The sequence below is a fragment of the Streptomyces sp. 8N114 genome (assembly GCF_052245835.1).
In the GTDB taxonomy this organism is placed as follows: domain Bacteria; phylum Actinomycetota; class Actinomycetes; order Streptomycetales; family Streptomycetaceae; genus Streptomyces.
In genome coordinates this window covers 411,406-437,516 of sequence record NZ_JBQQBT010000004.1, presented here as the reverse complement: position 1 = coordinate 437,516, position 26,111 = coordinate 411,406, and the positions used below count along the sequence as shown (strand labels likewise).

23 protein-coding genes are annotated in these 26,111 nt (G+C 71.5%); 7 read left to right on the top strand and 16 right to left on the bottom strand.

Annotated elements, in window-relative coordinates; all coding sequences use genetic code 11:
* Positions 1-6 precede the first annotated feature (6 nt).
* The 7 genes from ACTWQF_RS12815 to ACTWQF_RS12785 all read right to left on the bottom strand — a co-directional run bounded on the left by ACTWQF_RS12815 (position 7) and on the right by ACTWQF_RS12785 (position 5,310).
* Positions 7-504, bottom strand: a complete 498-nt coding sequence (locus ACTWQF_RS12815) for a hypothetical protein (protein WP_443249719.1) — start codon at positions 502-504, stop codon at positions 7-9.
* A gap of 37 nt (positions 505-541) precedes the next feature.
* Positions 542-841: a hypothetical protein gene (locus ACTWQF_RS12810; RefSeq protein WP_443279443.1), complete on the bottom strand. Its 300-nt coding sequence runs from the start codon at positions 839-841 to the stop codon at positions 542-544.
* A gap of 31 nt (positions 842-872) precedes the next feature.
* Complete coding sequence (locus tag ACTWQF_RS12805) at positions 873-1,091, bottom strand: DUF397 domain-containing protein (protein WP_019356239.1); 219 nt, start codon at positions 1,089-1,091, stop codon at positions 873-875.
* Between the two features lie 114 nt (positions 1,092-1,205).
* Entirely contained in the window at positions 1,206-2,375 is a 1,170-nt protein-coding gene (locus tag ACTWQF_RS12800) for a thiolase domain-containing protein (protein WP_443279442.1), read from the bottom strand.
* The gene (locus ACTWQF_RS12795; protein ID WP_443279441.1) at positions 2,372-3,496 is read right to left on the bottom strand and encodes a thiolase domain-containing protein; all 1,125 of its coding nucleotides are present in this window, start codon (positions 3,494-3,496) and stop codon (positions 2,372-2,374) included. Before ACTWQF_RS12795 ends, ACTWQF_RS12800 begins: the two co-directional genes overlap by 4 nt.
* Positions 3,493-4,458: a Zn-ribbon domain-containing OB-fold protein gene (locus ACTWQF_RS12790; protein WP_443279440.1), complete on the bottom strand. Its 966-nt coding sequence runs from the start codon at positions 4,456-4,458 to the stop codon at positions 3,493-3,495. The genes ACTWQF_RS12795 and ACTWQF_RS12790 overlap by 4 nt, the downstream gene beginning before the upstream one ends.
* A 51-nt stretch (positions 4,459-4,509) precedes the next feature.
* Positions 4,510-5,310 (bottom strand): crotonase/enoyl-CoA hydratase family protein, encoded by an 801-nt coding sequence (locus ACTWQF_RS12785; protein ID WP_443279439.1) that lies wholly within the window; start codon positions 5,308-5,310, stop codon positions 4,510-4,512.
* A gap of 240 nt (positions 5,311-5,550) precedes the next feature.
* Here ACTWQF_RS12785 and ACTWQF_RS12780 point away from each other — a divergent pair, with 240 nt between their 5' ends.
* On the top strand, positions 5,551-7,200 hold the full coding sequence (locus tag ACTWQF_RS12780; RefSeq protein WP_443279438.1) for an acyl-CoA synthetase: 1,650 nt from the start codon (positions 5,551-5,553) through the stop codon (positions 7,198-7,200).
* Positions 7,201-7,212: 12 nt separating this feature from the next.
* Here the strand turns inward: ACTWQF_RS12780 and ACTWQF_RS12775 are convergent, their stop codons facing one another.
* From ACTWQF_RS12775 to ACTWQF_RS12750, 6 genes are all read right to left on the bottom strand, one after another.
* Complete coding sequence (locus ACTWQF_RS12775) at positions 7,213-7,917, bottom strand: alpha/beta fold hydrolase (RefSeq protein ID WP_443279437.1); 705 nt, start codon at positions 7,915-7,917, stop codon at positions 7,213-7,215.
* A gap of 18 nt (positions 7,918-7,935) precedes the next feature.
* Positions 7,936-9,387: an amino acid permease gene (locus tag ACTWQF_RS12770; RefSeq protein ID WP_443279436.1), complete on the bottom strand. Its 1,452-nt coding sequence runs from the start codon at positions 9,385-9,387 to the stop codon at positions 7,936-7,938.
* A 163-nt stretch (positions 9,388-9,550) separates the two neighbouring features.
* Positions 9,551-11,098: an acyl-CoA synthetase gene (locus ACTWQF_RS12765; protein ID WP_443279435.1), complete on the bottom strand. Its 1,548-nt coding sequence runs from the start codon at positions 11,096-11,098 to the stop codon at positions 9,551-9,553.
* Between the two features lie 36 nt (positions 11,099-11,134).
* A complete protein-coding gene (locus ACTWQF_RS12760; RefSeq protein WP_443279434.1) occupies positions 11,135-12,241 on the bottom strand; it encodes an NAD(P)H-dependent flavin oxidoreductase in 1,107 nt (368 codons plus the stop codon).
* Between the two features lie 84 nt (positions 12,242-12,325).
* The gene (locus ACTWQF_RS12755; RefSeq protein ID WP_443279433.1) at positions 12,326-14,023 is read right to left on the bottom strand and encodes a protein kinase domain-containing protein; all 1,698 of its coding nucleotides are present in this window, start codon (positions 14,021-14,023) and stop codon (positions 12,326-12,328) included.
* 211 nt (positions 14,024-14,234) lie between these two features.
* Positions 14,235-15,434: an acyl-CoA dehydrogenase family protein gene (locus ACTWQF_RS12750; RefSeq protein ID WP_443279432.1), complete on the bottom strand. Its 1,200-nt coding sequence runs from the start codon at positions 15,432-15,434 to the stop codon at positions 14,235-14,237.
* A 119-nt stretch (positions 15,435-15,553) separates the two neighbouring features.
* On the opposite strand from ACTWQF_RS12750, the gene ACTWQF_RS12745 reads away from it, so the two are divergent.
* On the top strand, positions 15,554-16,714 hold the full coding sequence (locus tag ACTWQF_RS12745; RefSeq protein ID WP_443279431.1) for a pentapeptide repeat-containing protein: 1,161 nt from the start codon (positions 15,554-15,556) through the stop codon (positions 16,712-16,714).
* Between the two features lie 24 nt (positions 16,715-16,738).
* Here ACTWQF_RS12745 and ACTWQF_RS12740 read toward each other — a convergent pair whose 3' ends face one another.
* Positions 16,739-18,031, bottom strand: coding sequence for an amidohydrolase (locus ACTWQF_RS12740; RefSeq protein WP_443279430.1), 1,293 nt, complete (start codon positions 18,029-18,031; stop codon positions 16,739-16,741).
* Between the two features lie 190 nt (positions 18,032-18,221).
* On the opposite strand from ACTWQF_RS12740, the gene ACTWQF_RS12735 reads away from it, so the two are divergent.
* A complete protein-coding gene (locus ACTWQF_RS12735) occupies positions 18,222-18,416 on the top strand; it encodes a hypothetical protein (protein ID WP_173868609.1) in 195 nt (64 codons plus the stop codon).
* 86 nt (positions 18,417-18,502) lie between these two features.
* Positions 18,503-20,044, top strand: a complete 1,542-nt coding sequence (locus tag ACTWQF_RS12730; protein WP_443279429.1) for a hypothetical protein — start codon at positions 18,503-18,505, stop codon at positions 20,042-20,044.
* Between the two features lie 87 nt (positions 20,045-20,131).
* Here ACTWQF_RS12730 and yczR read toward each other — a convergent pair whose 3' ends face one another.
* Positions 20,132-21,757 carry a MocR-like transcription factor YczR gene (gene yczR / locus ACTWQF_RS12725; protein ID WP_443279485.1) on the bottom strand — a complete coding sequence of 542 codons (1,626 nt, stop codon included), beginning with the start codon at positions 21,755-21,757 and terminating at the stop codon, positions 20,132-20,134.
* Between the two features lie 97 nt (positions 21,758-21,854).
* Between yczR and yczE the strand changes: the two genes are divergently transcribed.
* Together yczE and ACTWQF_RS12715 are read left to right on the top strand one after the other, a co-directional pair.
* The gene (gene yczE, locus ACTWQF_RS12720; RefSeq protein ID WP_443279428.1) at positions 21,855-22,535 is read left to right on the top strand and encodes a membrane protein YczE; all 681 of its coding nucleotides are present in this window, start codon (positions 21,855-21,857) and stop codon (positions 22,533-22,535) included.
* Positions 22,536-22,675: 140 nt separating this feature from the next.
* Complete coding sequence (locus ACTWQF_RS12715) at positions 22,676-23,422, top strand: glycerophosphodiester phosphodiesterase (RefSeq protein ID WP_443279484.1); 747 nt, start codon at positions 22,676-22,678, stop codon at positions 23,420-23,422.
* Between the two features lie 20 nt (positions 23,423-23,442).
* Here the strand turns inward: ACTWQF_RS12715 and ACTWQF_RS12710 are convergent, their stop codons facing one another.
* Complete coding sequence (locus tag ACTWQF_RS12710) at positions 23,443-24,237, bottom strand: alpha/beta fold hydrolase (RefSeq protein WP_443279427.1); 795 nt, start codon at positions 24,235-24,237, stop codon at positions 23,443-23,445.
* A gap of 243 nt (positions 24,238-24,480) precedes the next feature.
* On the opposite strand from ACTWQF_RS12710, the gene ACTWQF_RS12705 reads away from it, so the two are divergent.
* Positions 24,481-25,887: an MFS transporter gene (locus tag ACTWQF_RS12705; protein WP_443279426.1), complete on the top strand. Its 1,407-nt coding sequence runs from the start codon at positions 24,481-24,483 to the stop codon at positions 25,885-25,887.
* Positions 25,888-26,111 lie beyond the last annotated feature (224 nt).

The following is a 26,111-nucleotide window of genomic DNA, read 5'->3' as shown; positions in this document are numbered from 1 at the left end:
ACCGGCTCACTGCTGGAACATCTCGGCCGGCAGCGGCTTGAGGAGCGCGTACAGGTCGTTGGTGATGGGCCGGTCCCAGCTTGCGATGGTGACCAGCACGCCGTCACTGCGGTCGAACTGGACGCAGGAGATCCGGTCTTCGGACAGCTTGATACGGCGCACGATCAGCAGGTTGTCCTCGTGCATCACGGGGTCGTCCTCGGTGCCGACGACCTCGACATGCTCGTCGTTCTCCAGCGCGGAGAGAAGCTGCGCCACCTCGAACGGCACCTCGCCCTCGGCGACGTCCCGCGCCGGGGAGCCCTCCGGGAGATTGCCGATGATCATCGCAGGGCCGCGTCCGCCGAACAGGTCATACCGGAGGAAGACGCCCTGACAGCTGCCGTCCGGCGCGGGCAGCAGGCCCGCGCCGAGATTCCCCGGCCAGTCGGACGGGTCCATGGCCAGGACATCGAAGTCCGGGCCTGCGGGCACGGCGGCGCTGCGGCGGCGGAGGAACGACATGCCGCAATAGTACGTGGCCCCCGAAGATCGCCCCCAGTCAGTGCCCCGTTACCGCGGGCCCGCGGGATTTCCCGGCAGCAGCGGCGGGAAGGGCGCGCAGGGCCGGGAGGCGCGGCTCCTCCTCGCAGGCGGGTTCCACGAGGGCGGCGCGCAGATGGTGGACGGTGGCGGCCGGCGCTTCGGAGCGGAGGGCCGCTGCAGCAGGCTCGTACACGACGGCGGGGCGGTCACTCCGCGCGGGCGGCTCCCGCAGTGCGCGGCCCAGGCAGCGGTACGCGGCGTCGGCGTCACCTGCGAAGGTCTCCCGGACGAGTGCGTCAACGGCCTCGGTGCTCAACTCGCCGAGGGGGCAAGGCTGTCGAGGCGCGTTACGTCAGATCGAACTCGCCCTCGCGCGCCCCGCGCACGAAGGCACGCCACTCGCCCGGATCGAAGATGAGCGCGGGCTTGTCGGGCTGGCGGCCGTGCCGCATCGCCACGAACCCCTCAACGAAGGCGATCTCGACATCGCCGGTGCCCCGGCTGCTCGACTGCCACTGCGCCCGGCTGAGGTCGAGTTCGGGCTGCCCGATGGTGCTGTCGGCCACGCTGGTGCTCCTCCCGGTCGACGTCGTCCCGGCGCCACCCTAACCACGGCCCCGGCCGCTCGGACAGGGCGCGGCACGGGGAAAACGGACGGGAGAACGAGGGGGTACAGGCGGCTAGCGAGTGGGTGGCTCGTCGGCGACCAGCCACATGGCGAAGAACTGCGAACCGCCCCCGTAGGCGTGCCCGAGCGCCCGGTGCGCGCCCGGCACCTGGTGTGCGCCCGCCATGCCGCGCACCTGTAGTGCGGCCTCGGCGAAGCGGAGCATGCCGGAGGCGCCGATGGGGTTGGTGGACAGTACTCCGCCGGAGGGGTTGACGGGCAGATCGCCGTCGAGCTCGGTCGCGCCGGACTCGGTCATCTTCCACCCCTCCCCCTCCTTGGCGAAGCCGAGGTTCTCCAGCCACATCGGCTCGTACCAGGAGAAGGGCACGTACATCTCCACGGCGTCGATCTCGCGGCGCGGCTCGGTGATGCCCGCCTGCCGGTAGACGTCGGCGGCGCAGTCGCTGCCGGCACGCGGTGAGACGGCGTCCTTGCCCGCGAAGAGGGTGGGTTCGCTGCGCATGGCGCCGCCGTGCACCCACGCGGGCGGACGCGGGGCGCGGGCGGCACCGGCGCGGTCGGTCAGCACCATCGCACAGGCCCCGTCGGAGGAGGGGCAGGTCTCCGAGTAGCGGATGGGGTCCCACAGCATCGGCGAGGAGCGCACCTTCTCCAGGGTGATGTCCTCCTCGTGGAGGTGCGCGTACGGGTTCTTCAGCGCGTTGCGGCGGTCCTTGTAGGCGACGAGCGCACCGATGTGGCCGGGGGCCGAGGTGCGGTGCATATAGGCGCGGACGTGCGGCGCGAAGAATCCGCCGGCGCCCGCCAGCAGCGGCTGCTGGAACGGCACGGGCAGGGACAGGCCCCACATGGCGTTCGACTCGGACTGCTTCTCGAACGCGAGGGTCAGCACGGTGCGGTGCACCCGTGCCGCGACCAGGTTGGCGGCGACCAGCGCGGTACTGCCGCCGACCGAGCCGGCCGTGTGCACCCGCAGCATGGGTTTGCCGACCGCGCCGAGTGCGTCGGCCAGATACAGCTCGGGCATCATGACGCCCTCGAAGAAGTCGGGGGCTTTCCCGATCACCACGGCCTCGATGTCGGCCCAGCCCAGCTCGGCGTCCTCCAGCGCCCGTGTTGCCGCTTCCCGCACCAGCCCCGCCAGGGAGACGTCGCGGCGCGCCGAGACGTGCTTGGTCTGGCCGATGCCGACGACGCCTACGGGCTCTTTGCCGCTCATGCGCGCTCTCCTTCCGCTCCGCCGTCGTGGGACTCCAGGACCGCGACGAGGTTCTGCTGGAGGCACGGCCCCGAGGTGGCGTGCGCGACCGCGCGGCGGGCCTCGCCCCGGGACACGCGTGCCGCGGCCTCGCCGATCCGGACCAGCCCTGCCGCCATGACGGGGTTGGCCGCCAGGGGGCCGCCCGAGGGGTTGACGGCGGTGTCCTCGCCGAGGCGTAGCGCCTTGCGCAGTACGACTTCCTGAGAGGTGAACGGAGCGTGCAGTTCGGCGATGTCCGGTGGTGGAGCGCCGGGGTCGAACAGTCCGGCACGCTCGGCGGCCAGCCGGGTGGAGGGCGAGTCGGTGAGATCACGTACGCCCAGGACGTGCGGATCGATCCGGTGGTCCATGCCGCTGATCCACGCGGGACGCCCACTCAGCCGGCGCGCTGTGTCCCCTGCGGCGAGTACCACGGCGGCGGCGCCGTCGGTGACGGGTGGGACGTCGTGCAGCCGCAGCGGCTGCACGAGGTAGGCGTTCTCCAGCAGGGTGCCGGCGCCGGGCGAGCCGCCCAGTTGGGCGTACGGGTTGTCCTCGGCCGCGTTCCTGCAGCGCGCGGCGATTCCGGCCAGCTCCCGTTCGTCGGTCTCGCCGGCGTCGATCAGGGCGCGGGCCTGGAGCGCCGCGAGCGAGAGGGAGTCGGGCCACAGCGGGGCGAGGTAGTACGGGTCGAGCTGCCGGGTGAGGACCTCCGGGAGATCGCCGGCGGAGGACTTGCCGTACGAGTACACCAGTGCGGTCTCGGCCTCGCCCGTGAGGATCTTCACCCACGCCTCGTAGAGCGCCCAGGCGCCGTCCATCTCCACGTGCGACTCGGAGATCGGCGGCCAGGCGCCCACCCCGTCCAGCGCCATGGTGAAGGAGAAGGCGCGGCCTGCCAGGTAGTCGCAGGAGCCGGAGCAGGTGAAGTCGATCTCTCCCGCCGACAGCCCCGTCCTCTCGAGCACTTCGCGCAGCACCGGCATCAGCATCTCGACCTCGGAGAGGTTGTCCGCCGCGCGTACGTGCGCCGTCTGTGCGAAGGCGACGACGGCGACGTCCCTGCGCCCCCCTCGGCTGTGCCCCGCTCGGCTCGTCACAGCAGCTCCTTGTACGTCTCGTAGTCGGCGTCGGGCTCGCCGGTGGGCCGGTAGTGGTCCGGATAGCGTCCGCCCTCGGTCCATACGGGCTCGACGCGCAGGCCCATGCGCACCTGGTCGTAGGGGATGCCGGCGATACGGCCGTGCAGTGCGAGCCCGGCGCCGTCCAGGGCGATGTGCGCGTAGACGTACGGCACCTCGATGTCCAGGCCCTTGGCCTTGATGTTGACCACGCAGAAGGTGGTGACGGTCCCGCGCGGGCCGACCTCGACCTGCTCCCCGGTCGGCACCCCGCAGGTGGGGCAGGCACCGCGCGGCGGAACGTACACCTTGCGGCACTGCGGACAGCGCTCGCCCAGGGTGCGGTGCTCCGCCAGTGCGTTGAGGTAGCGGGTCTGCGCGCGGCCGGGCGTGTAGGTGTAGTCGAGGCGGGCCTCGGCGACGATGCCCGTCACCGGGTCGGCGAACTCACCGCTGTGCGGCTCCGCCCGGTGGTCGGGTGCGCTGGTGCCGTCGGGCTCGAAGCAGGTGATGTCCGTGATGGCGCCGCCGCGCTGTTCCGCCCAGCGGATACGGACGCGCATGCCGGTGCGCACCGAGCCGGGGCCCCCTGGCGCATCCAGCGCGTGCAGGAGGGCGGTGTCGGCGCCGTCGAGCCGGACCAGCACCCATGCGAAGGGGTGCCGGAGCGGCTGTCCTCTGCGCGGGGTGGCGTTCCACGACCAGGTGGTGACGGTGCCGGTGCTGCCCACCTCCACCAGGTCGCGGATCTCCTCGGCGGTGACGGGGTCGTACTCGGTGGGCGGTACGAGGGTGCGGCCGTCCGACGCCTTGACGCCGAGGACCGTCCGTTCGCGGAGGCCGGTGAGGAAGGCGCTCTGGACGGGGCCGAGGGAGCGCGTGAAGGGGAACTCGACTACCAGGGGTGCGCTGAGCGCTGCCTGTGAGGCGGCCGCATTCAAGGGTGGGTACCTCTCCTTCGCTGGCTGAGGCAGGTCGGCGGGCGGGAGTTCTCACTCCCGGCGGAACCGGGGCTCCCGCTTCTCCGCGAAGGCGCGGGCGCCCTCCTTGGCGTCCGCCGTGTCGAAGAGGGGCCGGCCGCGCTTCAACTCGGCTGCCAGTCCTTCCTGTTCCGTCATGGCCGCCGTCTCGTAGACGGAGGCCTTCACCGCCTCGACGGCCAATGGGCCGCAGGCGTTGACGCGTTCCGCGATCTCCAGTGCCGCCTCCAGCGCAGCTCCGTCGGATACGACGCGGCCGATCAGCCCGATACGTGCTGCTTCCTCGGCGCTGTACGGGCGCCCCGTCAGCAGCATCTCCAACGCGTGCGTACGCGGGATCTGCCGTGGGAGGCGCACCGTCGAGCCACCGATGGGGAACAGGCCGCGGCGCACCTCGTAGAGGCCGAAGACGGCGCTCTCGCCCGCGACGCGGATGTCCGTGCCCTGGAGCATCTCCGTCCCGCCCGCCACACAGTGCCCCTCTACGGCGGCGATGACGGGCTTGCGCGGCCTGTGGTGCCGCAGCATCGCCTTCCAGTGCAGGTCGGGGTCCTCGCGCAGCCGCTCGCGGTAGTGCTCCCCGGTCATGCCGTCACCGGCGAGGGCCTTGAGGTCCATGCCGGCGCAGAAGGTGCCGCCCGCGCCGGTGAGGACGACGGAGCGGATCGCGTCGTCCGCGTCGGCCTCCAGCCAGCCGTCGTACAGGCCGACGAGCAGCGGCAGGGAGAGGGCGTTCTTGGCTTCGGGACGGTTGAGGGTGAGCACGAGGGTGGCACCCACGCGCTCCACGGTCAGATGTTCGGTGCCGCCCATCGCGGATCCTCCCGTCTGCGGGCCGCCTCAGGACCTGGAACAGGTTGCAGTAATGCCGCGCGGAGTTCAAGGGTTTTCTGACGCGGCGTCATATTTCTGGTGCGACAGCCCTTCCCGTCTCCGCTCGCCGGTGCTCTGATGACGCCGGGAGACACCAGTACGCGAGCAAGCACGGGGGCGCACGCGGAACGAGCACGTACGCGAAACGAGCACGCCGGGCCAGGCATGGAGGAGCGCGCCGTGGAGTACAACCTTGCCGACCTGTTCGAGTCGATCGTCGACACGGTCCCGGACCGCGAAGCACTGGTCTACCTGGATCACCCCGGTACGGGCGCCGAACGCAGGCTGACCTACGCCGAGCTGGAGCGCGCGGCCAACCGGCTCGCGCACCACCTGACGTACGCCGGCATCGCACCGGGCGACCATGTCGGGCTGCACCTGTACAACGGCGTCGAGTACGTACAGACCCTGCTCGCCTGTCTGAAGGTCCGCGCCGTCCCGGTCAACGTCAACTACCGGTACGTCGAGGACGAGCTGAGCTATCTGTACCGGGACGCCGACCTGACCGCGCTCGTCTTCGACGGCGAGTTCACGGCGCGGGTGGCCGCCGCGGCACCGTGTGCCCGGAAGCTGCGGCACCTCGTGCGGGTGGGCGGCCGGCCGCGCACGAGGCAGCCCGGGCCGGACATCGCGCTCACCGTCGCTCCCATCGGCGTCGCCGAATTCGCCGAAGCGGAGGCGGCGCAGTCACCGGACCGCGACTTCGGTCCGCGCTCCCCGGACGATCTGTTCCTCATCTATACCGGCGGCACCACGGGCATGCCCAAAGGGGTGATGTGGCGCTCCGAGGATCTGTTCTTCTCCGGGCTCGGCGGCGGCGCGCCCACCGGCGAACCCGTCTCCCGGCCCGAGGAGTTGGCCGAGCGGGTCGCGGCCGGCGGCGAGGGGCTGGTGTTCTTCCCCACTCCCCCGCTGATGCACGGCACCTCCACGCTGACTCTCTTCATCGGGCTCAACTACGGCCAGAAGGTGGTGCTGCACCGTAAGTTCGTACCGGAGGAGGTACTGCGCACCGTCGAACGCGAGAAGGTGACCGCGGTCTCGCTGGTGGGCGACGCGATGCTGCGGCCGTTGGTGGACGCGCTCGGCGGACCGTTGCGCGGCACCGACTGCTCGTCCCTGCTCGTGGTCTCCAGCTCCGGGGCGATCCTCTCCGAGACGGTGCGGGAGCAGTTCACGGCGCTGGTGCCGCACACCACGCTCATCAACAACTTCGGCTCCTCCGAGTCCGGGTTCAACGGCACCGCGACGGCGGACTCCGGCCCGGCGAAGGGCTTCCGGATCACCGTCAACGACCGCACCGCCGTGGTCGACCCGGCCACCCACCGGCCGGTGCCGCCCGGCGAGATCGGGCGCCTCGCGCAGCGCGGGCACGTGCCGCTCGGCTACTACAACGACCCCGCCAAGAGCGCCGAGACGTTCTTCGAGGCCGGCGGCGCGCGCTGGGTGCTGCTCGGCGACATGGCGACCGTCGACGCGGACGGAGTCGTCACCGTGCTGGGGCGAGGCTCGCAGTGCATCAACACGGGGGGTGAGAAGGTCTACCCCGAGGAGGTGGAGGAAGCCCTCAAGTCCCACCCCGACATCTACGACGCGCTCGTCGCGGGCATCCCCGACGAGAAGTGGGGGCACCGCGTCGCGGCCGTCGTCCAACTGCGGGATCCGGCTTCGCCGCTGACCGCTGAGGGGGTACGGGAGCATGCACGGCAGCGGCTCGCGGGATACAAGGTGCCCCGCACCGTCGTGCTCACGGAGCACATTCAACGGTCGCCCAGCGGCAAGGCGGACTACCGCTGGGCCCGCCGGACCCTGATCGAGGGGGCGGCGTGAAGAAGCGGCCCCTCAGCTCTCCGCCAGGAAATCCAGGACCGCCCTGGTGAATTCCATCGGGCGGGCCTCATGGACCAGGTGCCCCGCGCCGTCGATGGTCAGGACGCGGGCCTGCGGAATGCGGTCGGCCATCAGACGCAGGTCCTCCTGCGGGAGGTGGCTGCGGTCGCCGCCGCCCACCAGCAGGGTGGGCGCGGTGATGGCCGGGAGCCGGTCCCACCACCGCGGGTCGGGGTCATTGCGCTGCCGGGTCCACTGGACCTTGACCTCCCAGTCGAAGAGCGGGGCGCCCGGCGGCGGTTCGGGCACCTCCTGCGGCGGCCGTACGGGCCGCATGGCTCCGGTCTCCTCCAGTACGAGGCGGACCACCCGCTCCGGGTACTCCTGGGCGAACAGGTAGGCGACGACGGACCCGAAGGAGTGGCCGACAAGGATCGCCTTGTCGATGCCGAGTTCGTCCAGGAACCCGCGCAGATCGCCGACGAAGTCGTCCATGCCGTAGCTGCCGGGCCAGTCGCTCCCGCCGTGGCCCCGCAGGTCCAGCGCGTGGACGGGATGCGCGCCGGCGAGCCCCGAGATGAGGGGGCCGCGCCAGTCCTCGCCGTCCTCACCGAGGCAGTGCAGCAGGACGACGGGGACCCCCTCCTCGGCACCCCAGGAGCGATAGCTGAGCCGGACGCCGCCCGTGCGAACCATCTGCGTTCCGTTTTCGCTCATACGGGGGACCGTACCCCGCTAGTCGTCCCGCTTCCCGGAGGTGGGCGGCCAGGTGTCGGAGGGCCGCCTGGCCAGCTCGGATTTGCGGTAGGAGTAGCCGAAGTACACGATCAGGCCGATGAGGAACCACACGGCGAAGCGCAGCCATGTCTCCGCGGTGAGGTAGGTGGTCAGCCAGATCGAGAAGACCACGCCGAGCGCCGGGGTGACGGGCATGCCGGGGACCTTGAAGGTGCGCGGCAGGTCGGGCCGCCGGTACCGCAGCACGATGACCGCGACACAGACCACGACGAAGGCCAGCAGAATGCCGATGTTCGTCAACTCGGCAGCCTCCTGGATGGGCAGCAGGCCCGCGATGACAGCGGAGACGACGCCGACGATCCAGGTGACGCGGACCGGCACATGGCGTACCGGGTCGGTCTTGGCGAACCACTCGGGCAGCAGCCCGTCGCGGCTCATGGAGAACCACACCCGCGTGACGCCGAGCATGAAGGTGAACATCACGGTCAGGATGCCGATGATGGCGCCGACGGCGATGATGTCGGCGACACCGCTGAGCCCGACGGACTTGAAGGCGGTGGAGAAGCCGCTGTCCGGGTCGATGTCCTTGTAGTTCTGCATGCCGGTCAGCACCAGGGAGGCGGCCACGTACAGGACCATGGAGATGGCCAGCGAGTAGATGATCGCCTTGGGCATGTGCTTCTGGGCGTCGGTGGACTCCTCGGCCGCCGTGCTCATCGCGTCGTAGCCGAAGACGGCGAAGAAGACGGTCGCGGCGCCGGTGAAGGCGCCTGAGAGGCCGTACGGGAAGAACGGCTGCCAGTTGCCGGTCTTGACGTGGAAGACGCCGACGACGATCACGAGCAGCACGACTGCCACCTTGAGGCCCACGACAATCAGCTCGAAGCGCGCCGCGCTCTTGATGCCCCGGGTGAGCAGGTAGGCGATCAGCAGGCACAGCACCGCGGCGAACAGGTCCACGCGGTGCCCGTCCCCGGTTCCCGGCGCACCCAGCATCCAGGCGGGCAGATCGATGCCCGTCTCTCCGAGGAGGAAGGAGAAGTAGCCGGAGATACCGATGGCCACCACCGCGACGATGGCGGTGTACTCCAGCAGCAGGTCCCAGCCGATGAACCAGCCGGCGAGCTCGCCGAGAACGGCGTAGCCGTAGGTGTAGGCGGAGCCCGCCTTCGGGATGAGCCCGGCGAACTCCGCGTAGGAGAGCGCCGCGCACGCGCTGGCCAGTCCGGCGACGAGGAAGGAGATCAGCACGGCGGGGCCCGCCTTGCCGTTGGCGACCGTTCCCGCGAGGCTGAAGATGCCGGCTCCGATGATGCCACCGACGCCGATCGCGGTCAGATGCCGCAGGCCGAGGGTGCGGACGAGTTGCGTTCCGGCTGCCTCGGTCTCTTCGATGTGCTCGATGGGTTTGCGGCGCAGTACACCCTCGCCGCTCCAGAGCCCGGCCATGGGTCCTCCTGACGTTGGTGCGTATGACGGCGTCGCCGTGGGCGGCACCCACGACACCGCCTGATCATCATGGCCGCGCCAGGGAGGGGTGAGAAGTGGCCACGAGGTCTCCGTTGGGCATCACTCCCAGACGTACCCGTCTGGTCCCACAAAGTGACGCCCGTCACAGCGGCCGTTGCGGCTCCTCCCAGTACGGTGCTCGCAGTCTGCGCTTGTAGAGCTTGCCGTTGGGGTCACGGGGCATCTCGTTGGTGAAATCCACCGATCTGGGGCATTTGTAGCGCGCGAGTCGCCCCGCACAGTGAGCCAGGATCGCCTCGGCCAGTTCCGGCCCCGGCTCATGGCCCGGAGTGGGTTCGACGACGGCCTTGACCTCCTCGCCCCAGTCGTCGTGCGGGACCCCGAAGGCGGCGGCGTCCGCCACGGCGGGGTGGGTGAGCAGGGCGGCCTCGATCTCGGCGGGGTAGATGTTCACCCCGCCGGAGATGATCATGTCGATCTTGCGGTCGCGGAGGAAGAGATAGCCGTCCTCGTCCAGACAGCCCAGGTCGCCGACGGTGAAGAAGTCCCCGATCCGGTTCTTGCGGGTCTTCCCCTCGTCCTTGTGATACGAGAAACCGCCGGTGCTCATCTTCATGTAGACAGTGCCCAGCTCTCCCGCGCCGAGCCGGTTTCCGTCGTCGTCGAAGACCGCCAGTTCGCTGATCGGCCACGCCTTGCCGACCGTGCCGGGCTTCTTCAGCCAGTCCTCGGCCGTCGCGAACGCTCCCCCGCCCTCGCTCGCGGCGTAGTACTCCTCCACGCAGCTGCCCCACCACTCGATCATCGCCCGCTTCACATGGTCGGGGCAGGGCGCGGCGCCGTGGATGGCGTGCCGCATCGAGGAGACGTCGTAGGCGGCCCGCGTCTCCTCGGGCAGCGCCAGGAGCCGATGGAACTGGGTTGGCACCATATGCGTGTGCGTGCAGCAGTGCCGGTCGATCAGCCGCAGCATCTCCTCGGGATCCCACTTGTCCATCACCACGAGCCGGTGCCCGATGTGCAGTGCGGCGGCTGCGAACTGAAGTACGGCGGTGTGGTAGAGCGGCGAGCAGACGAGATGGACGTTGTCGTCGAACGGCTTGATGCCGAAGATGCCGAGAAAGCCGCCGAGATGCATCTCCTCCGGACGCTTGCCCGAGAGGGGCCGCCGGATGCCGCGGGGGCGACCGGTGGTGCCTGACGTGTAGTTCATGACCCAGCCGCTGGTGCGGTGGGTGGGCGGCTCGGATGACTGGCCGTCGAGGAGGTCCGCGTACGGGCGGAAGCCCTCGATCCGACCGACGGAGTATCGCCGGTCGTCCGGCAGCTCCGCCTCGTCGGCGGCCGCCCGCACGGTGTCCGCGAACCGGGCGTGCGCGACCAGAACGCTCGCACCGGAGTCGGAGAGTATCCAGGCGATCTCCGGGCCCACCAGATGGTGATTGACCGGGACCAGGTAGAGGCCGGACTGGGCGGCGGCGAGGTAGGCGGCGATGAACTCCGGGCCGTTGGGCAGAACGGTCGCAAACGCGTCGCCCGCCGCAAGTCCCGCTGCCCTGAAGGCGTGCGTGAGCTTGTTGCACTCCGCGTGCAGCCGGGCCGCGGACCACTCCTCGCCGTCCGGCGCTACGAGGACCGTACGCCCGGGATCCCGCTGGGCCTGCGCCCAGAACCCGTTGGGTGCGTCCACCTTGGCTCTCCTTTCGGGCGGAGTTCGAAGAAGCCCCTAATGCCGGTCCGCAGTCGCGTTGAGGCGGGCGAGGGCGCGGTCGAAACCGCGGGTGAGGTCGTCGACGACGGCCTGAACGGACCGTTCGCTGTTCATGGAACCGACGATCTGCCCCACCGGAGTGCCCAGCAGCGGCTCCACCTCGTACCGCTGGATCCGCGAGTTGGCCTCCGCCACCAGCAGCCCCTGCAAGGGCATGGGCAGGGTGCCCGGCCGCCCCTCCCCGGCCTCCCAGGCTTCCGTCCACGCAGTGCGCAGCAGCCGCGCGGGCTTCCCGGTGAGGGCGCGCGACCGCACCGTGTCGGCGGGCCCGGCGGCCAGCAGCTTGCGGGTCAGTGCCCGGGAGCCGAGGTCGGCCTCGGTGGTGGTCAGCCACACCGAGCCGAGCCAGGCACCCTGCGCCCCCAACGCCAGTGCGGCAGCGAGCTGTTCGCCGCTGCCGATGCCGCCCGCGCACAGCACCGGCAGCGGGTCGACGGCGCGTACGACCTCGGGCGTGAGCACCATGGAGGCGATCTCCCCGGTGTGGCCGCCGGCTTCGTATCCCTGGGCCACCACGATGTCGATGCCCGCCTCCTTGTGCCGCTCCGCGTGCCGGGGGCTCCCGGCGAGCGCTGCCACCGGGATGCCGTTCCGGTGGGCGCGTTCGATCACATCGGGCGGCGGTGAACCCAGCGCGTTGGCGAGGAGTTTGACGGGATAGTCGAAGGCCACCTCCAGCTGGCTGCGGGCGACGCTCTCCATCCAGCCGGTGATCCGCCAGCCGCCCCGCTCGCCCTCCGGGAGCTCCGGTACGTCGTACTCGGCGAGGACGTCACGCACGTACTGCCGGTGCTCGTCGGGGATCATCGCTTCGATCTCGTCCTCGGTCACCCCTTCGACCTTCTTCGCGGGCATCACCACGTCGAGGCCGTACGGCAGTCCGTCGGTGTGCGCGTCCAGCCAGTCGAGGTCGCGTTTGAGGTCGTCGGCGGCGCCGTAGCGCACGGCGCCGAGCACCCCGAAGCCGCCCGCCCTGGTGAGCGCCGCGGCAACGGCGGGGAAGGGCGTGAAGCCGAAGATGGCGTGCTCTGCTCCCAGCTGTCTGCTCAGCTCCGTCTGCATGGGCGGCAGGATGCCGCAGCGGCGTCGCGGAGGGAAGACATTTTCTGATGCGGCGTCAGATAGCTGCCGCGGACGGGCCGCCTCTCAGCGCCTGCGCGCCAGTTCGCGGTAGACCTCGGCCGCCTCCCCGGTGCGGCCCAGCCGCTCCAGGCAGTGTGCCTCGTCGTTCCTGCTGGCCACCGTCGCGGGATCGGCGGAGCCGAGGGCCCGTTCCCGGACGGCGGCCACCTGCCGGTGCACGTCCAGCGCCTCCTCCCAGCGGCCGAGCCGCCCCAGCGCATGGCCGAGCTCGTGGCGCACCGCGAGCGTGTCGGGGTGGTCGGGGCCCAGCACGGTGACCCGGCCCGCGGCGGTGCGGACGTACTCCTCCAGTGCCTCGGGGTGCCGCCCGAGCCGGGCGAGCGCCGAGCCGGTCTCGTAGCGGCTGGCGAGGGTGTCCGGGTGGTACGGGCCGAGCAGTCGTTCGCGTTCGGCGGCGACCACGCGGTGCACCTCGTACGCCTCCCCCCAACGGCCGAGCCGGCCCAGCCGCAGCCCGGCATTGTGCCTGCCCGCCAGCACGGCGAGCCGTTCCCGCTGTTGGGGGCGCCGCTCAGAGGTTGCCGGGGCCGGGACCCGCGGGGCCTGCTGCGGTATACGCGACGGGGTCTGCCGCGGAGCCGCACGGGTGACCTCCCCGGACTCGGGCAGCTCGGCCGGAGCGACGCCCCCGGTCCACCGCCCGGCGAGCCCGTCCGGTCCCGCCGCTCCTCCTGCGGGCGGGGTCCGCAGCGTGAGGGTGCCGCTCGCCGGGAGGCCGCCGTCCATGCCGTGTGTCCACCGTGGCATCCACAGCGGCGCGGCGTGCGGGCCCACCGCAACGCCCGGGCCGGTCATGGCACCCGGACTCGTCACCGGCCCGGCGAGCGGTGGCGTACCGGTGCCCGGCAGATGGGCCCGTGCCGCGGCCAGCTGGTCCGCCAACGCGGTGGCGTCGGCGGGGCGTTCGTCCGGCTCTTTGGCCAGCAGCCGCAGAACGGCGGCCTCCAGCGGGGGCGGCAGCTCGGGGCGCTGGGCACGCGGCGGTACGGGAGGGGTGTCGCGGTGGCCGACGAGTACGGCCCAGGGGTCGCCGCCCTCGAACGGGGGCGCGCCGGTGGCGAGCTCGTAGAGAACGCACCCGAACGAGTACAGATCACTGCGGTGGTCGACGGCGGAGCCCGCGATCTGCTCGGGCGACATGTAGTGCGGGGTGCCCATGGCGATTCCGGTTCCGGAGAGCTTGGCTGTGAAGCCGATGTCGTGGGCCAGCCGCGCGATGCCGAAGTCGCAGATCTTGACGGCGCCGTCCTCGGTACGCATGACGTTGGCGGGCTTCAGATCGCGGTGCACCACACCCTGGTCGTGGGTGTAGGCCAGCGCTGCCGCGACCTGTTCGGCGATGTCCACGACCTCGGCCACGGGGAGGGGCTGCCGCTTGTTCTCCTCCAGCAGCTGGCTGAGATTCCGCCCCTCCAGCAGCTCCATGACCAGGTAGAGCAGGCCCTCGTCGTCGCCGAAGTCGTGTACCACCGTCACGCCCCGGTGCTGGAGCGAGGCGGCCACGCGCGCCTCGCGCCGGAAGCGTTCGCGCAGGACGCGCAGGAACGCCTCGTCGTCCCGCCGGGCCAGTGGTTTGAGGCATTTGACGGCCACCCGCCTGCCCAGTGACTCGTCGCGGGCCCGCCACACTTCGCCCATGCCGCCGCGCCCCACGAGCTCGAGCAGCCGGTACCGACCATGGATCAGGGTGCTCTGCGCCATCCCTGCTTCTCGCCCCCGTCGTTGCCGCTTTCGTCCCTCCCCTGTCTGCCCAGTATGGCTGCCTCGCTCCGTCCTGTGTATGCCAACCGGTGGCGAGGTGTACGCGTTTGACGGGTTCGCTGCGGTACAGGGGTGTTCGGTGTCGTACGTGGGACAGAAGTGCCGAGCCGTGAGCCGACTTGTGCCCCAAGCGCGGGAGGCAGCCCAGGAGTCAGCGTCGTACGCGTGGCATCCCCAGGCCGATCCAGGAGATGATCTCGCGCTGGATCTCGTTGTTGCCGCCGCCGAAGGTGAAGATGACCGCGCTGCGGTAGCCGCGCTCCAGTTCGCCGCTCAGCACCGCGCCCGCCGAGCCCTCCTTGAGGGGGCCGGCGGCGCCCACGACCTCCATCAGCCAGGCGTAGGCGTCGCGGCGCGCCTCGCTGCCGTAGACCTTGACGGCCGAGGCGTCGTGCGGGGTCAGCGTGCCCTTGTCGAGGGCGTCGACCATCTGCCAGTTGAGCAGCTTCATCGCGTCCAGCCGGGCGTGGGCGCGGGCCAGCCGGGTGCGGACCCAGCCCAGGTCGATGACCCGTCGCCCGTCGGAGAGCTTGGTCTGCCGCGCCCAGCGCCGGGTGTTCTCCAGAGCGCGGACGGCCATGCTGCCGTGCGCGGCGAGGGTGACCCGCTCGTGGTTGAGCTGAGTGGTGATCAGCCGCCAGCCGCCGTTCTCCTCACCGACCCGGCGGCTCGCGGGCACCCGCACGTTCTCGTAGTAGCCGGCCGTGGTGTCGTGCGAGGCGAGGGTGGTGATGAGGGTGCACGAGTAGCCGGAGTCGCTGGTCGGTACGAGCAGCAGGGTGATGCCCTTGTGCGGCTTGGCGTCGGGATCGGTGCGCACCGCGAGCCACACCCAGTCGGCGGTGTCACCGTTGGTGGTCCAGATCTTCTGCCCGTTGACGATGTAGTGCCCGGTCTCGGTGTCGCCCTCGCGGACCGCGCGGGTGGTGAGGGAGGCCAGATCGGTGCCCGCGTCGGGCTCGCTGTAGCCGATGGCGAAGTCCAGTTCGCCGGAGAGGATCCGGGGCAGGAAGTACTCCTTCTGCTCCGCGGTTCCGAAGCGCATGAGGGTAGGTCCGACCGTGTTGAGCGCCATCAGCGGCAGCGGGACGCCCGCCTGCGCGGCCTCGTCGAAGAAGATGAACTGCTCAACGGCCCTCATCCCGCGCCCGCCGTACTCACGTGGCCATCCCACGCCCAGCCACCCGTCCCGGCCGAGCTGCCGTACGGTCTCGCGGTAGAACTGCTTCTGCGCCGCCGGTTCGGCGTACCGGCTGTGCGCGTCCTCGGGTACGAGCCCGCCCGGGCCTGTGAAGTACTCCCGCAACCGTGTGCGCAGCTCCTGCTGTTCGGTGGTGTATTCGAGATACACGGTCCCCTCCGCTCCACGACGGTGTGCCCGCTGGCGGCGACACAGTAGAACGCGTTCCACCACAAGGGAATGGCCGCCGCACTCTCGCGCGGAGCCCGGTGGTCCGGTGGAATACCCGTATGGCCAGAGTGACGGCACGGTCGGGGGAACGGGCCAAGCGCCTGCGGCGGCAAGCTGCACGCAGCGCGCCAGTCGGCCCACGGCAGATCGGACAGCGGCGCGGCGCGCCGGAGCGTGCACCCGCACCACATGCGCCGGTCACCGCCGAAGCCGCTGACACTCCCGCGGTCAAGCAGGAGCGGTGGCCCCGGGCCATCGAGGTGCTGGCGGTCGCTGTCACCGCCATCGCGGCCATGGCCACCGTGCTCGTCACCCGTGAACAGGCCCTCAAGGAGGTGGGCGTCACCCGCGAGGGGCAGATCACCGACCGCTACACCTCTGCCGTCAGCAACTTGGGGGACACCGCGCCGGAAGTGCGGCTCGGCGGCATCTACGCGCTCCAGCGCATCATGAAGGACTCCCCCCGGGACCAGCCCTCCATCGTGGATGTGCTCTCCGCCTACATCCGCACCCACGCGAAGGGAGCGGAGGGCAAGGACGCGGCGTCCGCGCGGCCGGCCGCGGACGTGCAGGCCGCCTTCGAGGTACTGGCGCAGCGCAGGCCGGAACGCGACAACCGCGCGGCGGTGGATCTGCGCGAGGCGCACCTGCCCAACGTGAGCGTCCGCGCAGCGGCCCAAGGGAGCGGCGCCGAACCCGGCAGCCGCAGCGCCCGTGCCGGTCGGGCCAGGCTTGCCCACGCCAATCTCAGCGGCGCGGTGCTGGTGAGCGCCAACCTGCCCCGTGCACAGCTGAACAGCGCCTACTTCGTCGGCTCCCGGCTGCCGGACGCCAATCTCCGGGACGCCGATCTGCGTTCCGCGCTGCTGGTCCGGGCCCGGCTGGAGGGCGCCCAGCTCGCGGGCGCCGACCTGCGTAAGGCACGCCCCATCGACGCGTCCTTCCGGAACGCCGACCTGAGGGGCGCCGATCTGCGCGGCGCCGACCTGCGTGGCGTCGACCTGCACGGCGCCGAGCTGAAGGGGGCCGATCTGCGCGGCGCCGACCTGCGTACCGCCCGGACCCGCGACTCGGCAGGCGGGAATTCGGCATGGGAGTCGACGCACACCACCGTGGTGACGGCCCGTCAACTGCTCACCGCGAAGCTGGACTCGCACACCGAGCTCCCCCCGGAGCCGGCCCGTGACCCGGACGTACGCGACCGGATCGAGCGCGGTTGACCCGCGGGCCCGGGCCGTTACGCCTCACTCGCTCTTCGGCCGCGGGGCCAGCCAGGCGAGGGAGGCGGTGACCAGGGCGCGTACGCCGGTGTCCAAGGTCGGCTGGATCACCGGGGCGAAGAGCGGGCTGTGGTTGCCGGGGATGTCCCGCTCGACGGTCCCGGCCCGCTCCGCTTTCCGGTAGGTGTCCGGATCGGTGCCGCCCAGGCCCCAGTAGGTGCTGGGGCAGCCGAGCCCGGCGGGGAACTCGCCGAAGTCCTCGCTGGCCGGAATGGGACCGGTGGTCCGCGCCCGGTCCTGGCCGAAGTAGGCGGCGAAGGCCCCCGCGACCCGGTCGGTGGCCTCCGGATCGTTCTCGGTCACCGAGAACTCGCTGAGCGTCTCGAACTCCGGTTCGCGGTCAGCCCCGGAGGCGGCACACTCACCGGCGATGATCCGGCGGACCGCGGCCAGCACGCGGGAGCGGGTCTCTTCGTCGAAGGCCCGGATGTTGAGCTGGATCTCGGCGCTGTCGGGGATGATGTTCGGCCCGCTGCCCGCATGGATCGCCCCGACGGTCACCACGGCGGGCGTGACCGCGGCGGTCTCCCGGGCGACGACGGTCTGCAGCCGTACGACGGTCGCCGCGGCCAGCACCACGGGATCCAGGGTCCGTTCGGGCATGGAGCCGTGCCCGCCGCGCCCGTGAAAGGTGACCCGCAGGCTGTCGGAGGCCGCCATCATGACGCCCGAGCGGGTCAGCAGCGTCCCCGCGGGCGCCGGCAGCACATGCTGGCCGAGCGCCACGTCCGGGCGGGGAATCCGCCGGGCGAGCCCGTCGTCGACCATGGCGCGGGCCCCGGAACCGTTCTCCTCGTTCGGCTGGAACAGGACGACGAGCGTGCCCCGCCAGACGTCGGTCCCGGCCGACATCAGCCGGGCCGCGCCCAACAGACAGGTGACATGGACGTCGTGGCCGCAGGCGTGCATCACCGGGTGCTCGACACCGTTCGCATCGGTACCTGTCCCGGTCGAGGCGTAGGGCAGCTCGGTCTGCTCGCGTACGGGCAGCGCGTCCATGTCGGCGCGGAGCAGGACGGTGGGCCCGTCACCGTTGTGCAGCACGCCGACGACCCCGGTCCCGCCGACGTCCTCGGTGACCTCGTAGTCCCACTCGTTCAGCGCCTGGGCGACATGGCCTGCCGTACGGCGCTCCTGGAAGCCGAGTTCGGGGTGCTGATGGAGGTCCTTGTAGAGGGATTCGAGGCCCTCGCGGATGTCCGACAGCCCGGCCAGCACCGCGTCCGCGGCAACGGTCATGGGGTCCTTCTCGTTCATGGGGGCCTTTCCTCTGCGGCGGGCTGCCTGCGGCGGTTCGAGGTGGGGCTTCCACCGGGAGCCCGGCAGCGACACGACCCGTTCAGGGGCGTTAGCCGATGAATCACCCAGATGCCAGTTTCATACGATCCGTCCGATCTGTGAAGCTGGTGAAACTCATGGTGACCGTCCCCTACATCAGGAGTGACTGGTGATTCTCTCGATCTCGGGCGTCGTACTGCTGGGCTTGATCGTCTTCCTCTTCTTCCGCAAGGACAACCTCAAGGTCTCGCACGCGCTGGTGTGCGCCCTCTTCGGCTTCTACCTGGCGGGCACCGCCATGGCACCCAGCATCAAGGCGGGGGGCGAGAGCCTGGCGAGCCTGCTCGGCGGGCTCAAGCTCTGACCGGCGCCGACAGTCGGACCGGTGGCCGACAAGCGACCGGTGGCCGACAGGCCGGGCATCAGTCAGCGGGCCGGGAGGAGCTGAGTGTGGGGCGGTGGCCGATGCCGTCGCGGTGGCACGCACGGGAAGCCGTGCGTGCCGGGACCGACGCGGTACTCGACGTACTGCATCCGCTGTTCGTGCTCGGCAAGGGGGCGCGCTGCCTGGCCGGGAGGGGACGGGCCTGGTGGGAGCGCACGCCCAGGGAACGGCGGGGTCCCACGCTGTTCGTCGTCGCGGCGTGCGGGGTGCTGCTGTGGCTGTTGCCCTACGGCCCGGCCCTGGCGACGCTCGGCGCGCTGGGCGCCACGGCCTGGTACGGGAGGCAGAGCGCGGCCGGGCGGCCGCTCACGTTCCGGAAGAGTCCCACCGACGTGGAGCGGGCGCGCCTGCAGGCGCTGTACGAGGCGCTGGTTCCGTACTTCGCACTGGACGGCGATCCGCGCCCCGAGCCGCTGTACGCGTACGACGGGCGGTGGGAGCGCGCCTTCGAGGAGTTCGCCTTCCGGGACGGGCGGATCAGCGGGCTGCTGCTGCGCTATCCGGCCTCCTTCCGCGACGGGGAACTTTCCGAGCGGCTACGGGTCGAACAGCTGCTGGCGGCCAAGACCGGCCGCGGGCGCGAGTACCGCTTCTGCTGGGACGAGGAGTGCAATCTGCTGGAGATGACGGCGCTGGAGCCGCTGCCCACCGGCATCCACGCCCAGCCCTTCGTGACCGCGCCCGGCGAGACGCTGCTCGGCTTCACGGACGGCTGCGAGGTCAACTGGACGGTACCGGTGTACTTCGCCGGTGAGGTCGCCCCCCGCGCCGTACCGCCGGTGATGTGGCACACCGGTCCCCGCTCGACCGCACAGCATCTGCTGGCCGTCGGCACACCGGGTTCGGGCACCAGTTCGCTGCTGCGCTCGCTCGCCCTCCAGGCGCTGTTCCACGGCGAGGTGCTGATCGTGGACGGCGACGGGGGCGGCGAGTTCGCGTCCTTCGCGGCGCGGTGCGGGGTGCTCGGCGTGGAGTCCACGCTGCCGGGCGCGCTGGCCGCGCTGGAGTGGGCGGCACGGGAGACGGAGCGGAGGCTGCTGGAGACGAGCCGGGCCCGGCAGCGCGGCGAGAACACCCCGGAGGACGTACGCCGGCCGCTGTGGGTGCTGGTGGACCGGCCCGCGGCGCTCAGCTGTCCGGCGCGGGCCGAGGGCTGGGCCGACCCGCAGGAGTTGCTGCGGGTCCCGCTGCGGCACGGCCGCGCCGCGGGGGTGACCGTGGCGGTGGCCGAACAGTTCCACGGTGCGGACGAGTTGGGGGAAGCGGTGCTCACGCACACCAGGGCCCGGGTGGTACTGGGGGCCGTCCCGCCCGAACAGGCGGGCGCCGTGCTGGGCGAGGCCCCGCAGACCGCCCCGGCACCGGACGCACCGCGCGGCCGGGGCTTCGCACGCCTGGGAGACGGGCCCGTGCTGCGGCTCCAGGTGCCCGCCACCCCCGACCCGCTGGACGAGACGGCGGGCGAGGCCGAGCGGAGCGCCGTCCGCGAGCTCCTGCCCGAGCCGGTGCGCGCCCCCGCGTCCGCGTCCCTCCCGGGTTCTGGCTAGGTGAGTGCCCCTACCCGACGCCCGCAGGCTGCAGGCGTGTTGTGGCTGGTCGCGCAGTTCCCCGCGCCCCTTACGGGGCGCCGGCCGTCAGGCCACGTAAGACCGCGGTACGTCGGAGGGGGTGGGCGCGCCGGACCGCACCAGTTCGGCGGCGGCTGCCAGTCGTGACGCGGCCTCCCTGGCGAGCGGCTCGCCGATGGTGAACGGGAGCCGTACGAACCCCTCGAAGGCACCGTCCACACCGAAGCGCGGCCCGGAGGGCACCCGTACGCCGAGCTGTTCGCCGGCCTCCGCGATCCGGGAACCGGAGAGCCCGCCGGTGCGCACCCACAGGGTGAGGCCGCCGTGCGGGACGTCGAACTCCCAGTCGGGCAGCTGGTCGCGGAGCGCCGCCGTCAGCGCCTCGCGGTTCTCCCGTGCCCGGGCGCGGCGCTCGGTGACGGCCTGCTCCCAGCCGTTCCCGCCCAGCAGCTCGGCGACGGCGAGCTGTTCGAGCACGGGGCTGCCCAGATCGACGTATGCGCGGGCCGCGGTGAGGCTGCGGATGATCTCGGGAGCTGCCCGGATCCAGCCGATCCGCATCCCCGCCCAGATGGACTTGCTGACCGAGCCGACCGTGATCACGGCCGAGCCGCCCGGGTCGAAGGAGGCCATCGGCCGCGGCATCTCCAGCCCCGGAGAGCCGGTGCTCGGCGTTCCGGTGGCACCGGGCGGGCCCAGCGGCAGATCGGCCATGGTCTCGTCGGCGATCAGTACGGTCCCCGAGGCGCGCGCCGCCGCGACCAGTTCGCGGCGCTGTTCGGTGCCGGCGAGCGTGCCTGTGGGGTTGTGGAAGTCCGGGACGACGTACGCGAGCCGGGGCGCTGACTCACGCAGGGTGCGGTGCCAGGCAGGGAGGTCCCAGCCGGCCAGGTGGCTCGCCATCGGGACGGGGACGAGGCGGCCGCCCGTCTCGCGGAGCAGTTGCAGGACATTCGCGTAGGAGGGGTGTTCGACGGCGATGCGCTCGCCGCGCGGGACCAGCATCCGCACCAAGGCGCCGACCCCGCCCAGCGCGCCGGTGGTGACCATGATCTGCTGCGGCATCGTGGGCACGCCGAGCGCGGTGTAGCGGTCGGCGAGCGCCTCGCGGAGCACGGGCAGGCCCGCCGGGTAGTCGCCGTGGGTGTGTGCGTAGGGCGGGAGGGCCGCCAGCGCGCCCTGGAACGCCTCGTTCATGAGCGGCTGCGCGGGCAGCGCGGCACAGCCCAGGTCGATGACGGTGCCCTCGTTCTCGGGCGGGAGGGGGTGGAGGCCACGGGTGGGCAGCGGCTTGCCCGCCGGTACGGTCGTCCAGCTCCCGGAGCCGCGGCGGGACTCCAGGAACCCGTCGGAGCGCAGGGCTTCGAAGGCGGCGGCCACCGTGGTGCGGCTCACCGACAGTGCAGCGGCCAGCTCCCGCTCGGCGGGCAGCCGGGTTGCGACAGGGATCCGGCCCTCCAGGACGAGCAGCCGCAGACCCTCGGCCAGGGAGCGGTAGGCGGGCACCTTCCGGGTGGCCTGCGCCGTGCCCACGCCGGACACACCGGCGACCGGCGCTTCGGCAACGCCGACCGCGCCTGCCACGGCCGAGCTCTCCCGCGCCACCCCCGGGCCCTCCCACCGCACGGGGTGCTGCGAGCCGAGGAGCCGCGCGAGCTGAGCGGCCCCGACGGCGGAGTTCCAGTGCGCCATGATCCGGTCCACCTCTCCAGGATTGGCCATTGAAACGGCCTGCTTCCATGCCACAGGGTGCCACAGACAGTCCAGTGGCACGAGAAAGGGTAGATCTTTGTCCATAGTGAGGGGTTCTGACAGGCATCTGGTCCGACGGATCACCCAGCTGTACGTAGGGCTGTTGCTGTACGGAGCGAGCGCGGCGCTGATGGTGCGTGCGGGACTGGGCCTGGACCCCTGGGACGTCTTCCACCAGGGCGTCTCCGAGCACACCGGGCTGTCCATCGGCACGGTCTCGATCATCGTCGGAGCCATGGTGCTGCTGCTGTGGTGGCCGATACGCGAACGTCCCGGCCTGGGCACGGTCTCCAACGTCTTCCTGGTGGGCCTGTCGATGGACGCGACGCTGTGGCTGCTGCCGCAGCCGGACGCGCTGGCCTACCGCATCCCGCTGCTGCTCGGAGGAGTGGTGCTGAACGGCGCCGCGACAGGGCTCTACATCTCGGCCCGCTTCGGACCGGGCCCCCGCGACGGGCTGATGACCGGACTGCACCGGGTGACGGGCCGCTCGATCCGGCTGGTGCGGACCGGGATCGAGGTCGTCGTCCTGCTCACCGGCATCCTGCTGGGCGGCTCGGCCGGTGTGGGCACCGTGCTGTACGCGCTGGCCATCGGCCCCCTCGCCCAGTTCTTCCTGCGCTTCTTCGCGCTGCCGGGCAGCGCCGGAGCGGGCGAGGCGTCGCGGGTGGTCGCCCAGGGCGGCGGCGCGGAGGGGCACACCACACTGCGACGGTGACCGCGGGACGGTACCGGCGGGACGGGCGGATTCCGCGGTGACGGCCGCACTGCGGCGGCGACCGCGACGGCGATACTGCCGCAGTGACGAACGTACGAACGACCAAGGGCCGCCCCTCCCCCGGTGCCGGCCATCCGTTCCTGGCCTCGACCGTGCCGCTGGCCTTCGCGCACCGGGGCGGTGCGGCCTCCGGGCTGGAGAACACCCATGTGGCCTTCGCCCGTGCCGTCGAGCTCGGCTACCGCTACCTGGAGACCGACGTGCACACCACGGCGGACGGCGCACTGGTGGCCTTCCATGACTCCACCCTGGACCGCACCACCGACCGCAGCGGCCCCATCGCCGCGCTCAGTTGGGCCGAGGTGAGCCGGGCGCGCGTCGCGGGCCGTGAGCCGGTGCCGCTCTTCGCCGAACTGCTGCGTGCCTTCCCGCACGTGCGCTGGAACATCGACGTGAAGACCGAGAGCGCGCTCGTCCCGCTGCTGGAGCTGCTGGAGAGCGAGTCGGCCTGGGACCGGGTGTGCGTGGGCTCGTTCGCCGAGGCGCGGGTGGCCAGGGCACGGGCCCTCGCGGGCCCCCGGCTGCTGACCTCGCTGGGCACCGGCGGAGTGCTCGCCCTGCGGATGCGCTCCTACCGGCTGCCATGGCGGCTGCCCGCAGGAGCGGGGTGCGCGCAGGTACCCGAACGGCACGGCAGGGTCCGCGTGGTGGACCGTGCCTTCGTACGGGCCGCACACGCACGGGGGCTGCGGGTGCATGTGTGGACGGTCAACGACCCGGCCCGCGCCGCGGCCCTGCTGGAACTGGGCGTGGACGGAATCATGACCGACCAGTTGGAGATGCTGCGCGACGTATTCGAGGAACACGGCGCCTGGCCCCAGGAGTAACCGGCCCAGGAGGTGACGCTTCAGCCGAGCGTCCGGTCCAGGAAGCCGCCGACCTCCCGGGCGAAGCCGTCGGGGTCGTCCTCGTACAGCCAGTGCCCGCAGCCGGGAAAGGTGACCAGTTCGGTGTCCGGGCGCTCGGCCACCATCCGCCGCGCCATGTGCGCGGAGAGCATGAAGCTGTGTTCGGCCCGCAGCAGCAGCGCCGGCTGGCCGGAGGCACGCCAGTGGGCGCTCAGGTCACCCGCGAAGGCGCGCTGCGAGGCCATCATGTCGCCGGTCTCGAACAGCAGGCCCCAGCCGTCCTCGAACTGCGCCGCGCTCTGCAGGAAGTAGCCCGCGTCCGGAATGCCGTGCGCCTCGATCGCGGCGCCCAGCGCCTCCCGGGTGGGGGCACGGCGCGGCCAGGACGAGCAGTCGAGCACCGGGTGCGCCTCGGGCTCCTGGTTGAGCACGGTCATATCGGCGACCAGCAGCGCATCGACCCGCTCCGGGGCGCGGGCCGCCAGCACGAAGGCGACGGCGCCGCCCATGGAGTGGCCCAGCACGGCGGCGCTGCGGATGCCGAGCACATCCAGCAGGGCCACGGCGTCGTCGGCGTACGCCTCGGGCGAGAACGTCCTGGCATGGTCGGAGCGCCCATGCGAACGCTGGTCCGGGGCGATCACGCGGTAACGGCCCGCCAGCGCGCGGGCCAGCGGGGCGTAGATCCGTCCGCGCCCGAAGTGGCCGTGCAGGGCGAGCAGAACAGGGCCGGGGCCGCCGGTGTCCAGGTAAGTGACGTGCCGCCCATCGATGTCGGCGTGGCGCTCGGTCAACTCCGCGCTTCGGGGGGCTGATTGATCAGGGTCTGCGCGCATGACGGGTCGGCTCCTGGGTTCCGGTCGGGCTCGGGGCGGAGCCAGGATGCCAGGCCGGAGGGCTGGTCGCGCGTGACTTTCCGGCCCGCGGCAGCCGGGCTGTAGTCTCCCCGCACCGGTTGCGAAGATCGTTCGAGTTCCGGGATCCGTTCGAGGCCGCCGGCACCGGACGGCAGAACATGTCAACGGGGAGGAACGGGGATGGGATCGGTCGCAGCCGATGCGCCGGACGCACCGCAGGCACCGGAAGAGGGCGCGGATTCCGGGGAGTTGGCGCACCTGAGGGAGCGCCGCCGCGAGCAGCGCGGCTGGTATTTCTACGACTGGGCGAACTCCGTCTTCTCCACAAGCGTTCTCACCGTCTTCCTCGGCCCCTATCTGACCGAGGTCACCAAGGCCGCCGCCGACGCGGACGGCTATGTGCACCCGCTGGGCATACCGGTGCGGGCGGGCTCGTTCTTCCCGTACGCGGTCTCGGCCTCCGTACTGCTGTCGGTGCTGGTGATGCCGCTGGCCGCGGCGTTCGCCGACCGTACGGGACGCAAGAAGCCGCTGCTCGGCACCGCCGCGTACCTGGGTGCCGGGGCGACGACGGGGATGTTCTTCCTGGACGGCGACCGCTATCTGCTGGGCGGTGTGCTGCTGGTGGTGGCCAACGTCAGCTTCGCCGTGTCCATCGTGCTCTACCACGCCTTCCTGCCGCAGATAGCCCCGCCCGAGGAGCGTGACGCGGTCTCCTCGCGCGGCTGGGCCTTCGGCTACGGCTCGGGCGCGCTGGTGCTGGTGGCGAACCTGGCGCTGTTCCTGGGGCACGAGGCACTGGGCGTCGCGGAGTCGACGGCCGTACGGATCTGTCTGGCCTCCGCGGGGTTGTGGTGGGCGATCTTCACCGTCGTTCCGCTGCTGCGGCTCCGGGAACGGCCCGCAGCGGCCCACATCCCGGATGGGACCGGGCGCGCGGCATTCGGCCAGGGCTTCCGCCAGTTGGCGGGAACGTTGCGCCAGTTGCGCCGCTACCCGCTGACGCTGCTGTTCCTGCTGGCGTACCTGCTCTACAACGACGGCATCCAGACGGTGATCACCCAGGCGTCGGTCTTCGGCTCCGAGGGGCTGGGGCTGGACCAGACGACGCTGATCGGGGCCATCCTGCTGGTGCAGGTCCTCGCCGTGGTGGGCGCGCTGGGGCTGGGCAGGCTCGCGGCCCGCTACGGCGCCAAGCGGACCATCCTGGGGTCGCTGGTGGCGTGGACGGTGACGGTGGGCGCCGGATACTTCCTGCCGCGCGAGAACCCCGTCTGGTTCTATGCGCTGGCGGCGGCCATCGGCCTGGTGCTGGGCGGCAGCCAGGCGCTGTCCCGCTCGCTGTTCTCGCACCTGGTGCCGGCCGGCAAGGAGGCGGAGTACTTCGCGCTGTACGAGATCAGCGACCGCGGCACCAGCTGGTTCGGACCGCTGGTCTTCGGGGTGACGTATCAGCTGACGGGCGACTACCGGAATGCGATCCTGTCGCTGGTCGTCTTCTTCGCGGTCGGTTTCGCGCTGCTGCTGCGGGTACCCGTACAGCGTGCGGCAGCGGCCGTGGGCAACGTCGCACCGGACCGGATTTAGACCTGCGGGTGCTGGGCCGGTAGTGTACGCCTTTGGCCCACCGGGATGGACCGTTACTGCACGCCGAAGAGATGCGAACAGTGGGTGACATCTTCTGTCAGTTGTGACAAACCGGTCACCGGGGGGTACCGCAGATCAACGAAGCGGCGGCACAAAAGAGCAGCGGCGCACAGCCCTCCGGTCACGGTTGGAGGTGCGTGACAGGTGGGCGATCTCCCGATTGC